Genomic DNA, 13,172 nt, shown 5'->3' with positions numbered 1-13,172 from the left:
TTCCATCTTGCTACAGACTTAGTATATCTGCTTTTGGTTGGGTTTTCAAGCTAATTCGCAATAATATCAAATTTTTTCGCAATTATACCAAATTATTTGTTGGCTTTTTGTGCATTTCGCATCTATAAAATTGCGAATATGTTGGTTATAATGAAATCGGTCGTATTAAACCCAAGTTTTTCGCAATCTTTTTTCTCCGCCGCAGTGAAGCGTTATTGGGATTAGCTTGGGAATTATTGCACTTTTCACTTTTCCATTTTGGGATTTTGGGATATAATAAATTGTGAATGACTTATGTTAAGAAAAGCATCAGAAGGGAGGGCTAAAACATATGCTGGCAAAACAGCGATATACAAAGATTCTGGAGCTTTTAGATAAAGACGGAATTGTACATACAGCCGAACTGGTAAAGCTGATGGGCGTTTCCTCAGAAACCATCCGCAAGGACCTGGAGTATCTGGACAGCCAGGGACGCCTGTCCAGGGTACACGGAGGGGCTGTCCCTGCGGATTCCGGAAAACCAGCGGATATTCCGGGGGGATACATTTCCCTTCAGATCCGCAACTCCCAGAACCTGGAGCAAAAAGCTGCCATCACATCAAAGGCAGCCGGCCTGGTAAGCGAAGGACAGGTGATTGCCCTGGATTACGGAAGCACCAGCCAGATGATGGCGCTTGTATTAAAGGAACGGTTCCGCAACCTTACCGTTGTGACCAACTCCATCCAGAACGCCCTGATGCTGGCTGAGAATCCCGGCATTACCATCATTCTCACAGGCGGTATTCTGAACCGGGATGAGTATACCCTGGTCAATGAATTCTCCTCCACGCTGGAAAGCATTCATATCGACATCATGTTCATGACCGTGACAGGCATTGACCCTGTCATCGGATGTACGGACCAGAGGCTGAGCGAGATACGGATACAGAACCAGATGCACCGTTCTGCCACCCGTACCATTGTCCTGGCTGACTCCACCAAGTTCGGAAAGGCCAGCCTGCTCAAAATTTGTCCCTTTGAGGAGGTAGATACCATCGTGACAGACTCCGGCATCTCCCCTCAGATGGAAAGCCGGATCCGGGGCGCCGGGGCAAAGCTTATCATAGCCTGACAAATAATACTGATAAAGAATAACAGAAAGGCGGAATATCATGAATGTATTTGATATCCTGGGGCCGGTGATGATAGGCCCTTCCAGTTCCCACACGGCAGGGGCTGCCAGAATCGGCAGGATAACCCTGGCTCTGTTGGGAGCGCCGGCCGTGAAGGCAGACATTTTCCTTCACGGCTCTTTTGCAAAGACCTATAAGGGCCACGGCACGGACAAGGCCCTGATTGCCGGTATCATGGGCATGGCCACAGACGACAGCCGTATACGCAGGGCGCCGGAGTTAGCACGGGAACAGGGTCTGGAAGTAAGCATTACCACAGGCGAAATCGACGGGGCCCATCCCAATACGGCCAGGGTCACCCTGACCGACGTTACAGGCAACACAGTCTCTCTTTTGGGAAGCAGCATCGGCGGCGGCAATATACTTGTCAAGGAAGTCAACGGCATGGAGGTATCCATCACCGGCCAGCACACAACCCTGATTGTGCTCCACCGCGACGCGCCCGGCACCATTGCGGCTGTCACGGAAGTCATGGCAGACGCCGGGGTAAATATCTGCAACTTCCGCCTGTCCAGGCAGAGCCGGGGCGGCGAAGCCGTGATGACCATTGAAATTGACGGCAGTTTCGGACCGGAACTGAACGAGAAAATCAAAGTGCTGCCCAACATTTTCTCCAGCACCATGCTTCAGCCCATATAGCTGATGAAACCCATAATTACAGGAGGAATTATATTTATGGAACCTGAATTCAATTACTCTTCCGTGGCATCCATCGTAGCTGCCGCCGAAAAAAGCGGTCTTCCCATCTCTGCCATCGTACTGAGGCAGCAGGCGGAACAGATGGAGCAGACAGAGGAATCAGTATATGAACATATGCGGAAAAATTACCAGGTCATGACAGAGTGCATTGATCCCGGCTGCAATAAAGACCTAAAAAGTACCAGCGGGCTGACCGGCGGCAGCGCCTATAAGATGCGCCGGATATCTGAAAACGGAAAGAGCCTGACCGGCTCCTTTCTCTCCGGTGCCCTGTACCGCGCCCTGGCTGTCTCGGAACTCAACGCTGCCATGGGACGGATTGTAGCTGCCCCCACAGCTGGAAGCTGCGGCATCCTGCCCGCCGCCCTGCTGACCATGCAGGCAGAAAAACAGATTCCGGAAAGAGACTGTGTCATGTCCCTGTTCACCGCGTCTGCCGTAGGCATGGTCATTGCCAACAATGCCTCCCTGGCAGGCGCCCAGGGCGGATGTCAGGCTGAATGCGGCTCTGCCGCCGCCATGGCTGCCGCTGCCATCGTGGAGCTGGCAGGCGGTACCCCGAAAATGGCGGAACATGCCATCGCCATTGCCATCAAGAATATACTGGGACTTGTATGCGATCCGGTAGCCGGGCTGGTGGAGATTCCCTGTATCAAGCGCAATGCTTCCGGCGTGGCAGGTGCTTTTGTGGCGGCGGAGCTGGCTCTGGCCGGCATCGAAAGCGCCATACCTGCGGATGAAGTCATCTGGACCATGAAGAAGGTGGGCGACGCCATGTCTTCCACCTTAAAGGAGACGGCCGAGGGCGGCCTGGCTGCCACCCCTACGGGAAGGCGTCTTCATGAACAGGTTTTCGGCACTGTTCGGGAACCAAAAAGCGGATGCAGCGGATGCGGGGGATGTTCCTCCTAAAGCGATGTGTTTAAACGGGATGCAGCGGTGCCGGACAGATAGTGCCGCAATAACAAAAACAGGGAACCAATCACCATAACGTGGTTGATTCCCTGTTTTTGTGTTCAGTCCTCTTCTGACCGTCTACTTCCCGTTATTCATGGGAATACCGGTAAAGAGTTCCGCTATCTCAGGAGTGATTCTGTTCTTTATAAGCAAGCCTCCCACTCCTGCTTCTTTCTCTGTCCTTATGGTACAGTGGGGGCCTCCCTCCACTGTCTCGCAAAGGTAATTCATGCCGCTGCTTTCATCTTCTGCAATGGCTTCCAGCAGCAGACCGATGGTATGGGAATCCTCAAATATCAGGGAACCGTCCTCCTGGTAGTTGGGATTGATTTTCTGAAGTTCTGCCAGGGTCTCTCCCTCCGGCAGTTCTCCCTGCTGTTCATAAAAATAATTCTGCACGTCAATGGCGATGCGCTCCACCTTCTCAGGCGCCAGACATGTGCCGGGTTCTATTCCCTGCTCCTTCAAAAGCGTAATGGTCCGCTCAAAGGATGGGTACACCGGCCAGTACTGGCTCACATCCTCCACCTGATACCGCGCTATACCGCCAAATGACGACCTGGCTGCCTGGCGCTGCTGCTGGAGATAGGTATTCTCCTGGTCTGTCATGAACATAAGGCTGCCCACAGGCATCTCCACCAGCCGCTCCTCCACGGTCAGCTCCCTCATATCCTGCTGATACGCCTTTAGCACGGCCTCCTGGACACGGCTGTCCTGGCTCACATCCGTGACCTGGTCCGCCTCCCTGTACATAATCTGTTTTACCTGTCCCGGTTCCTGGCTTAAAATCCTGTACATGCCTTCCTTATAAGCATCCTGTCTGTACAATGCCTCATAGGAATCCATCACGGCAGACAGAGGCAGGGAATAGGAACGTCTCACCTCACGGCCGTTTACCAGGCGGTAGCATACCGTCATATTGGTCTCAAATTTCTCCTGGTCCGAATCCTCCCCTCCGCCTGACTTCATTGCCAAAAAGATGGAGGTGGGGCCGTCCGCCCCGCCGATATAGCTGATGGAACTGGCTGCATTGGTATGATAGCCGTCAACCCGGGCCACTGCCTTGCGTATGCCCAGCCGCTCATCCCTTCTCTCGAGGGCGCGCTTCCTTCCCTCTTCCACCATGGACATAACAGCCTCTTTATCGGTGAGCACCATGTTTTCTTCTATATATTCATATGGGTCTGCATATCGTATCTGCAGCTTTCCGTCACTGCCTGTCTCAAAGGTCTTATCCGAGAGCCATCTGCTGTCCACACTGATATCCAGGCTGGCGGATACGACCTTTTCCTTGGACGGAATATAGGAATCGTAGCCGTACCAGTCATACCGGAAGCTTAAGAATACCAGGATTCCAGCTGCAAGGCACAGTCCCAGCTGCAGTCTGTGACTGAACATCTTCTTAAAATCAAAATGATAGATAATTTCCACGATGCAGTGGGTCAGCACCACTGATACTATGGTTCCGAACAGTCCCCAGCGCAGCCTGCTCTGCAGCGACCAGAAGAACATGCCTCCGGCCAGACCAATTCCCAGCACCAGCAGTATACGGATAGGCGGCATGGATTTCTTAAATGCCATAGCTTTCCCAGCTGCTTCTGACGGACGTTTGCGGTACAGCCCCAAATCCAGTGTGGTAACTGCCAAAAATGCCAGTACCGTACAGATGAGCTCCGGAACATGTTTTGACAGTTCGTTCATCTTCCAGCCAAAGGAATTGATGTATACGCTGAATGGAGACAGGTACCTGACCCCCCACATAAAAGGCGACTGATCCGAACTCCACAGATATCTGGCCGTAGTGACGAAAAAGGTTCCGCAATACCAACACAGAAGCAGCATAATCCCGGGCAGCAGGAAAAAGAAAACGCCTGTTCCCAAAACGCCTACCACAATATTTCCCGTCATCATCATGGCTGCCACAGCAGTTGAATACATGAGGGCGTAATACAGCATGTTAAGAGCCCAGCCACCGGCCATGGCGCCCAGTATCCTGCCCGCAGGCACGCCGTAGGACATGGCCACCCCGGTAAGCAGCAGCAGGTTCAGACCATAGGCAGCGCCGACAATAAATATGCCTCCTGAGAACTGGACCCCAAACAGTGCCTCCCGCCTCACCGGAATACTGTGGTAAAAATCCACTTTTTTCTTATTATGCAGATAGGCAAAGCTGGATACGCCGATGACCACTGCCGCGGTTATCATCAAAAAGGCAATCATGCCGTTCCCGTATTCCACACCATTTAATACCACCTCTGTCTTCAGTTCCAGAAGCCTTGTCTTGTACTGAAGGTCGGTCATGGCGGCGTCCTGGATAAAAGGTTCATAATCATTGTACCTGTAGTAATTGGTGTTGGCTGCGTTCTCCATGTTCAGGGCCAGCCCAATGGGAAGAGTGAAGAAAAATGCCAGAAAAACCAGGGCAATGGCCCACAGCCTTCTCCTGAAATCCTCCTTTAGCAGCTTAAAGTATAAGCTTCCTGATGTCATAACCAGCCACCTCCGTTTCACTGATGAATATTTCCTCCAGGGACAGTGGGATGCACTCAAAGAATACCGGCTCATAGGAAGCCATAACGGCCTCTACCTCGCTCCGGCTTCCCCGCACCGTAATGGTGCAGAGACTTCCCCTCTGTTCCACATTTACCTTATCAAGGGACGTCAGGTCCTCCGGCTTCATATCCGGTTTAAGGACGCACTGTATTTTGTGGATGTTAAGCTTCATGTCGTCCAGGTCCTTTGACAGGAGAATGCCGCCCTTGTGAAGCAGTCCCACATGATCGCATATGTCCTCCAGCTCCCTCAGGTTATGGGAAGCAATAATGGGAGTCAGGTTCCTGTCCTCCATATCCGCTGCAAATATGCTCTTTACCGCCTGGCGCATCACCGGATCCAGCCCGTCAAAGGTCTCATCGCAGAATAGGTAATCCGTACCCGCGCAAACACCGCAGATAACAGATACCTGTTTCTTCATTCCCTTTGAAAAGGTGTGTATCTTCCGCTTCTCGTCCAGGCCGAAATTTCCCATCAGCTTGTGGAAACGCGCCTCGTCAAATCCCTGGTACACCTTACTGTAATAACGCATCATCTCCACAGGAGTGGTATTATTAAAGAAGTACTGTTCATCCGATATATAGAAAAAGCGCTTCTTTGCCGGGATATTCTCAAAAACTTCATGCCCGTCAATGGTTATGCATCCCTGGTCAGGCTTCAGCACACCGCTGGCCAGCCTTAAAAATGTGGACTTTCCGGCTCCGTTGGTACCGATTAGCCCGAACACGCTGCCATCCCGAATGGTGGCGCTTATATGGTCCACTGCCACGATATCGTCAAACCGCTTTGTCAGGTTCACTGCTTCAATCATTACTCTCTCCCCTTTCCATGGCATGATTCCGGCAGGCCGTATCAATCATTTCCTTCATCTCTCCTGCTGTGACGCCTACCTTTATGCCTTCCTCCACAGCAGAGTTAAAATGCCCCTTCCACTCCTGAAGGATTCCCGCCTTCATCCGGCTGTTATCCGCGACAAAGCTGCCCTTGCCTTTGATGGAATAAATATATCCCTGGCGTTCCAGCTCCGTATACGCCCTCTGGATGGTATTGGGATTGATGGACAGCTCCGTGGCAAGGCTGCGCACAGACGGCAGCTGCGCATCCTGCGGTAGGGCACCCTTAAACATCAGCTCCCTAAGCCGCTCCGCCACCTGCTCATACAGCGGCCTGCTGTCCCTGTAATCCAGTACAATCATCCCGTCCTTCCCCCTCTCTGTTCTCGCTGCCGGGATGCCTGACAGCGGCCTCAGCAATGCCCCCGCCATGTCATGGACCAGGTATATCCCGATCCTCCCGGTGTCCCATCTGTATTAAGTATATTAATACAGTTATCTTCCCCATTAGATTACCATAGTCTTCCAAGATTTACAATTAAAGATTTTCTTAAGATTGATTTTTTGGTATACTGGTGTGAGAACGATTAAGGGAGGTCATCATGTCCAATACCATGTTTTTTAACCTGCTTTTAAATATTGGTCTTCTGGTACTCATTGCCACCATGCTCACCAAGCTCCCCATGGTTCGCTCCATGCTGCTGGAGGACAGCCATGCCATGGGAAGCAGGGCCGCCCTGGCAGTCATATTCGGACTGGTCAGCATTTTCTCCACCTACACAGGGGTGCGTGCCCAGGGCGCTATCGTGAACACCAGGGTTATCGGCGTGCTGGCAGCAGGTCTGTTAGGCGGCCCCTATGTGGGAATCGGAGCCGCCGTCATAGGAGGACTTCACCGGTATCTCTTTGATATCGGAGGATTTACCGCCGTAAGCTGCGCTGTCTCCACCTTTGTGGAGGGCCTGATCGGTTCCGCCTTTTCCAAGCGGTTTAAGGCCGGCAAGATTGACGGTGCCGGGGTATTTCTCATCACGGCTCTGGCTGAGATTGGGCAGATGGCCATTATCCTTCTCATCTCCCGGCCCTTCCCTGCTGCCCTGGACCTGGTACGCCTCATTGCCTTTCCCATGATAATCATGAATGCCCTGGGCATGGTTGTATTTCTGGGCACCTTTAATATGGTATTCATGGAGGAGGACAGCCAGTTCGCGGAGAAGATGCGTCTGGCCATGGGAATTGTGGACCAGAGTCTGCCTCACCTGAGAAAGGGACTCTACAGCACCGCGGATATGGAGGCCACCGCAGACATCATTTACCAGTCCACTTCCTGTGCGGCTGTGATGATCACGGATGCCCAGAAAATCCTGGCCATGAAGGGTGAGAACTGGTACGATGTCCTCCGGGATGAAGCTGTGCTGAAGCCCATTCTAAGCTCTATCCACGACAGGAAGCCCACCACCTTTTCCTATGCGGAAAAGACAGACCCCCTGTACCATATCCTGAAGAACCACATCATTGTTGCCGCCCCTCTCATCGAGATGGACAAACCAGTGGGGAGTCTGACCATGATGGTAAAGAAACACTGGCATACCTCCCAGTCAAATCTGGACTTTGCCTCGGAGCTGGCCCGTCTTTTCTCCACCCAGTTAGAGCTGTCCGACCTGGATTATCAGAAACAGCTCCGCCGCAAAGCGGAGTTCAAGGCCCTTCAGTCCCAGGTGAATCCCCACTTCCTTTACAATGCGCTGAACACCATTTCATGCGTTTGCCGGGAGAATCCGGACCGGGCCAGGGAACTGATTCTAACCCTCTCCTCCTACTACCGCCAGGCCCTGGAAAACGACCAGTACATGCTGAGCCTTCACACAGAACTGTACCATGTGGCCAGTTACCTGGAACTGGAGCAGGCGCGGTTTGAGGAAAAACTGGTTGTGGAGCTGGATGTGGAGGACGACCTCAACTGCAAGGTTCCCTCCTTCATCCTCCAGCCCCTGGTAGAAAACGCGGTCCGCCACGGCGGGGACAGGACCGGCGCCCGCCATGTTTCCATCAGCGTCCACAGTGTGGAAGGCATGGCGGAAATCTCAGTGGCTGACCGCGGTCAGGGTATCCCCAGGGAAGTGGTGCTGGGACTTTACACTGGCCAGGGAAAGGGAGTTGGCCTGTCCAATGTGCACAAACGCCTGAAAAGCATATATGGAGAAGATAACGGTCTGAAAATCGAGACTTCAGAAGCCGGTTCCAGAGTCTGGTTCCGAATCCCTTTGGAACCGGAAGAAATTCCTGTCCCATCCCATGAAATCAAACAGGAGGAATCATACAATGAAGATAGCTGTGATTGACGATGAACGTCCGGCCAGAAAGGAACTGGTCCACCAGATTATGGACGCCATGCCGGGCAGCCAGATTGAGGAGGCTGACAGCGGCGCCTCTGCCATTGAACTTATCAGCCGCCGGACCTTTGACCTGCTGTTCGTGGATATCAGCCTGGGGGATATGGATGGCACCACTCTGGCGGCAGCCGCCAGGCGGATTCTCCCCGATGCCCAGATTGTGTTTGCCACCGCCTACTCCCAGTATGGAGTCAAGGCCTTTGAGCTGGGCGTAAACAACTACATACTGAAACCCTTTGACCCGGACCGGGTGCGCCGTGTCCTGGAAAAATGTCAAAAGGACCTGCAGAAAAACCAGGCCCTTACCGCTTCTGCTGTCTGCTCCTGCGACGATCACCAGCCCTGGGGCGAGTCCTGCAGGCCGGCTTCATCCTCTTTATACGCCTCCCAGCAGGAGGCGGGAGATCCGGTCACAGCCGCCTTTCCAGCCAGCCGTATGCCCATCAATATGAACCGGACCATTATACTGGTGGATATACAGCAGATTGTATACATAGAAACTTCAGGGAGAAGCTGCATCATCCATACCCCCACCCGGGACTACACGGAAAACCTTCTTTTAGGGGAGTACGAGAAACGCCTGGCTCCCCATGGTTTCTGCCGCATACACAAAAGCTATCTGGTGAATCTCAGCTTCATCACCGAACTCTTTCCCTGGGCCAACAACAGTCTGGCTGTAAAAATGCAGGGATTTGAGAAGAATATCCTTCCTGTGAGCAGGGAAAAGTCAAAAATGCTGCGCCAGATCATCGGGGTATAATCCCCCCATACATGATTTATGGGCCATTTTGCCTTCCGTTTATGAACTTTATTTTACTGTTTGTTCACTCCTTCATACAGTTGATACAAAAAACATTCACTTTCACTCCTATTATTGTATAATTATTACAAATACAAGAAATACATAGGAGGTAGGTATATGATTAGTTTTTTTGTATGTCTGGCAATTTTGATTATCGGATTTATGCTCTACAGTAAGGTTGCCGAGAAAGTATTTGGCCCTGATGACAGAAAGCCGCCGGCACTGTCCATGACAGACGGAAGTGACTATGTGCCCATGGGCACTCCCCGTATATTCCTGATTCAGCTGTTAAACATTGCCGGTCTGGGACCTATTTTCGGAGCGCTGGCCGGTGCCTGCTGGGGCCCCAGCGTATTCCTGTGGATTACCTTCGGTACCTTGTTAGGCGGAGGTGTCCATGACTACATGGTGGGCATGATGTCCATGCGCCACAAGGGCGCCAGCGTATCCGAGCTCACAGGTACATATCTGGGCAATGCCATGAAACAGGTCATGCGTGTATTCTCCGTAGTCCTTCTGGTACTGGTAGGCGTAAGCTTCTCCACAGGACCGGCCAACCTGCTTGCCATGCTGACCCCTAATGTATTGGATGCCAAATTCTGGCTGGCAGTGGTCTTGATTTATTATTTCATCGCAACCTTTGTTCCCATCGACAAGGTAATCGGCAAGATTTATCCGATATTCGGTATCTGCCTCATCGTCATGGCCCTGGGCGTAGGAGGAGCCATTATCCTGGGCGGTTATCACATTCCTGAAATCACCCTGTCCAACCTGCATCCTTCAGGCACTCCTATATGGCCCACCATGTTTATCTCCGTTGCCTGCGGCGCCATCTCCGGCTTCCATGCAACACAGTCTCCTCTGATGGCACGGTGTCTTACCAATGAAAAGGACGGCCGCAAGGTATTCTACGGAGCCATGGTGGCAGAAGGCGTCATCGCCCTTATCTGGGCTGCCGCAGGCGTGGCGTTCTACAACGGCACAGGCGGTCTGTTAGAGGCCCTTGGCAACGGACAGTCCAGCGTTGTGTATGAAATCTGCTTCAAGCTTCTGGGACCGGTAGGTGCTGTCATCGCCATGATTGGTGTTATCGCCTGCCCCATTTCCTCAGCAGATACTGCTTACCGCAGTGCAAGACTGACCCTGGCAGACTGGTTCAAGATTGACCAGAAACCCATCAAAAACCGTCTTGCCTTAACTGTTCCGCTGCTGGCCGTGGGCGCTGTTCTGACCCAGGTGGATGTACAGGTGGTATGGAGATATTTCTCCTGGAGCAACCAGACACTGGCTATGATCGCCCTGTGGGCCGCAAGCGTATATCTGTTCCGCAGAAAACGCTTCTACTGGCTCACCGCCCTTCCGGCCACCTTCATGTCGGCTGTATCCTGTACCTATATCCTGATGGCAAAGGAAGGCTTCCAGCTCTCCACCGCCATCGCCTATCCTGCCGGCATCATCTTTGCAGCAGTGTGCCTGGGAACCTTTGTGTTCACCTGCGTGATGGGCAAGGGAAAGAACGCAGACAGTCCTGCGGTTGAAGAACCTTATGGGGTTTAAGGGAACGTTTGAATCGCTCTTCATATAAGAAAGCGATAAAAGGGCGCTGCCCCGGCCAGACTTATCCGGCCATGGGCAGCGCCCCTTTTTCTGTTATATCCTCTTTCTGTTATGTCCTTTTTACATCATACTCTTCTCTGCCTGCCTTTCATCCTCAGGTCTTTTCCTGCTGTCAAAATAGACAAACCGGTCAATGGCATCCAGTATATCCTTAAAATCCTCCTTGGGCGCCAGGTCGATGTAGGCCCTCAGAATCTCTTTTTCCCTGTCCCTGAACGGGCCGTAAAATATATCATATAAATTATGGCCTCTGAGAAAGGTGCGCACCTCTTCCATGTGCTCCTTCATATCTTCCGGGGATGAGAAATCCCGTCCCAGGACTTCCATCAGCTGCTGCCCGCTGCGAATCCGGTACAGATATTCCCTCCATTTGCCATAGAGGGTCCGGTAAAAAACATCCTCGCTTTCCACGATTCCCAGGCGGGCCATAACTGCCGGGTTAAAGAAATAGTTCTCAAACGAATAATACTTTAAAATAAGCACGTTCTTCCTTGTCACCTTCGGCAGGCGGTCCACGTCCTCCAGATTCCTCTCATCGTAATACCTGCACAGCTGCGATGCCAGCTCCTCCGGATCCTTGCCGTCTCCATCGCGTATCATAAGGAACTGATCCCGCAGATAGACCTGGTTCATATACTTTAAGTTGGCATATGTCTTGATGTTTGTGCAGCTGTTTGTGGTGATGATGGATATGCGGTACAGATTTCCTTCCTCATCATAAATCTCAGAATAATACTTTTCCAGAAGCAAAGGCAGGCGGCTCTTGTCCTGTTTCCCCTCCACAATAAACACGAAGCTGACATTCAGCAGATCATTGGCCCCATACCCCAGGTCATCCAATATTTCGCTCATGTTGGTCCGCGGGCGTACAACCGAGTACCGCTCATCATCCAACACCACCTGCCGTATCTGGCGTATGCTGAAATTAAACAAAAGGTCCGGGCTGTGAGTCTTGAAAATGACCTGATTTTTCTTGGACAGCCGGTACAGTATCTCACTGCATGTTTTCTGAAGCTGGGGATGGAGGAATATCTCCGGATCCTCCACCACAATAATGCTGGGAATCCGGCCCTGTTCGCTGATATAGGTCTCTAGCAGGGAAAGCATATAAATACTCCGCATGCCCTTTCCCATCAGCTCCACCGGCTTCACGGTACCTCTCTGGCGGTTATGGGCCGTTACCTCCACGTTAAAAAGCTGGTCCGCATCGCAGCTTAACGTGTACTGTATCTCCTCGTATCCTCCATTTTTAAAGAAATTTTCATTGACCTTTCCGGAAAATCCGCTCAGGTTCATCTGGTATATCTTAAACTCCAGGAGTCTGGCCGTCTCAAAGGCGGAAAGTTCTTCCGGTTTCTTCTTATTAATCAGGCCGATGCACTGGAAACAATGGTTGCATTTCTTAGCCCGCTCAAAAATACAGCTGCCGGATCGCAGCCTTCGAAGCTCCTCGTCCTCCTGGAACATCAGAAGGTCGTTCTGCAGCTGGTTCAGCTCCCGCTCCGCATTGATGCGGTAGATGCGGGGCATCACCATATGGATATAGGGGTTATTCTTCCTATAAAGATCCTCGTACCGCACCTTGCCGTCCTGGTTCACGTGAAAGGTAAAGGACAGCTCTCCGTTTTGGAACGACGGAAGCCGCTCAGAAAATACCCTGCGCCACACATCGTAACGTCTGTACTGGCTGACAATACCCATATGGTGAAACAGGTGCAGATCCTCCTCCTCTATGGAAAAGCAGGCATCAATCCGGATGGCCTGACGGTTCTCATTAAAATCCCTGTCCTGAATCTCATAACAGCCGCACACCGCGCAGATTGCATCCAGCACCGAGGTTTTTCCTGTATTATTTTTCCCAACTAAAATCAGCGCCCGCTCTATATCCCGGATTTCCATGCTTCGTATAGACTTAAAATTGTGGATGCGCAGATAGGTAAGCTGCATGAGGTTCTCCTTTCCCTGGGTATATATGGTGTTGACAGGCAACGGGAAATCTGCCGGATTTCCTGAATCCGGCGGGAACACGGTTTCAGGCATCCTCAGATTATTGCTGTGGATTATTACTATGAGTATACGCCATAAAAAGGCAGGACACAAGCCTGTTTTTGCCGGCTGTGTGTCCTGCCCTCCATATTGGTTTTTA

General features: G+C 51.8%; 10 protein-coding genes. 6 read left to right on the top strand and 4 right to left on the bottom strand.

Translation table 11 applies throughout. The features are described from left to right. Positions 1-331: 331 nt before the first annotated feature. Genes CGC65_RS12170 through sdaAA form a run of 3 tightly spaced genes read left to right on the top strand, consistent with a single transcriptional unit; the run spans position 332 to position 2,783 of the window. Positions 332-1,111, top strand: a complete 780-nt coding sequence (locus CGC65_RS12170; RefSeq protein WP_002567150.1) for a DeoR/GlpR family DNA-binding transcription regulator — start codon at positions 332-334, stop codon at positions 1,109-1,111. 40 nt (positions 1,112-1,151) lie between these two features. Then, positions 1,152-1,811: an L-serine ammonia-lyase, iron-sulfur-dependent subunit beta gene (sdaAB, locus tag CGC65_RS12165; protein WP_002567149.1), complete on the top strand. Its 660-nt coding sequence runs from the start codon at positions 1,152-1,154 to the stop codon at positions 1,809-1,811. 36 nt (positions 1,812-1,847) lie between these two features. Then, positions 1,848-2,783: an L-serine ammonia-lyase, iron-sulfur-dependent, subunit alpha gene (gene sdaAA, locus CGC65_RS12160; protein ID WP_002567148.1), complete on the top strand. Its 936-nt coding sequence runs from the start codon at positions 1,848-1,850 to the stop codon at positions 2,781-2,783. Positions 2,784-2,906: 123 nt separating this feature from the next. On the opposite strand, the gene CGC65_RS12155 is transcribed toward sdaAA, so the two are convergent. Genes CGC65_RS12155 through CGC65_RS12145 form a run of 3 tightly spaced genes read right to left on the bottom strand, consistent with a single transcriptional unit; the run spans position 2,907 to position 6,577 of the window. Continuing rightward, positions 2,907-5,318 (bottom strand): DUF6449 domain-containing protein, encoded by a 2,412-nt coding sequence (locus CGC65_RS12155; protein WP_002567147.1) that lies wholly within the window; start codon positions 5,316-5,318, stop codon positions 2,907-2,909. After that, positions 5,293-6,192, bottom strand: coding sequence for an ABC transporter ATP-binding protein (locus tag CGC65_RS12150; RefSeq protein WP_002567146.1), 900 nt, complete (start codon positions 6,190-6,192; stop codon positions 5,293-5,295). Before CGC65_RS12150 ends, CGC65_RS12155 begins: the two co-directional genes overlap by 26 nt. After that, the gene (locus tag CGC65_RS12145) at positions 6,185-6,577 is read right to left on the bottom strand and encodes a GntR family transcriptional regulator (RefSeq protein WP_002567145.1); all 393 of its coding nucleotides are present in this window, start codon (positions 6,575-6,577) and stop codon (positions 6,185-6,187) included. The genes CGC65_RS12150 and CGC65_RS12145 overlap by 8 nt, the downstream gene beginning before the upstream one ends. A 239-nt stretch (positions 6,578-6,816) precedes the next feature. Here CGC65_RS12145 and CGC65_RS12140 point away from each other — a divergent pair, with 239 nt between their 5' ends. From CGC65_RS12140 to CGC65_RS12130, 3 genes are all read left to right on the top strand, one after another. Further along, positions 6,817-8,556 carry a LytS/YhcK type 5TM receptor domain-containing protein gene (locus CGC65_RS12140; RefSeq protein WP_002567144.1) on the top strand — a complete coding sequence of 580 codons (1,740 nt, stop codon included), beginning with the start codon at positions 6,817-6,819 and terminating at the stop codon, positions 8,554-8,556. Beyond that, entirely contained in the window at positions 8,537-9,367 is an 831-nt protein-coding gene (locus CGC65_RS12135; protein ID WP_002567143.1) for a LytR/AlgR family response regulator transcription factor, read from the top strand. The genes CGC65_RS12140 and CGC65_RS12135 overlap by 20 nt, the downstream gene beginning before the upstream one ends. Before the next feature lie 159 nt (positions 9,368-9,526). Continuing rightward, positions 9,527-10,966 (top strand): carbon starvation CstA family protein, encoded by a 1,440-nt coding sequence (locus CGC65_RS12130; RefSeq protein WP_002567142.1) that lies wholly within the window; start codon positions 9,527-9,529, stop codon positions 10,964-10,966. A gap of 120 nt (positions 10,967-11,086) precedes the next feature. On the opposite strand, the gene CGC65_RS12125 is transcribed toward CGC65_RS12130, so the two are convergent. Next, positions 11,087-12,973, bottom strand: a complete 1,887-nt coding sequence (locus CGC65_RS12125) for an ATP-dependent nuclease (protein ID WP_002567141.1) — start codon at positions 12,971-12,973, stop codon at positions 11,087-11,089. Positions 12,974-13,172: the final 199 nt, after the last annotated feature.

The sequence above is a fragment of the Enterocloster bolteae genome (assembly GCF_002234575.2).
GTDB classification, from domain to species: domain Bacteria; phylum Bacillota; class Clostridia; order Lachnospirales; family Lachnospiraceae; genus Enterocloster; species Enterocloster bolteae.
This window is presented reverse-complemented; position numbering and strand designations above follow the sequence as displayed.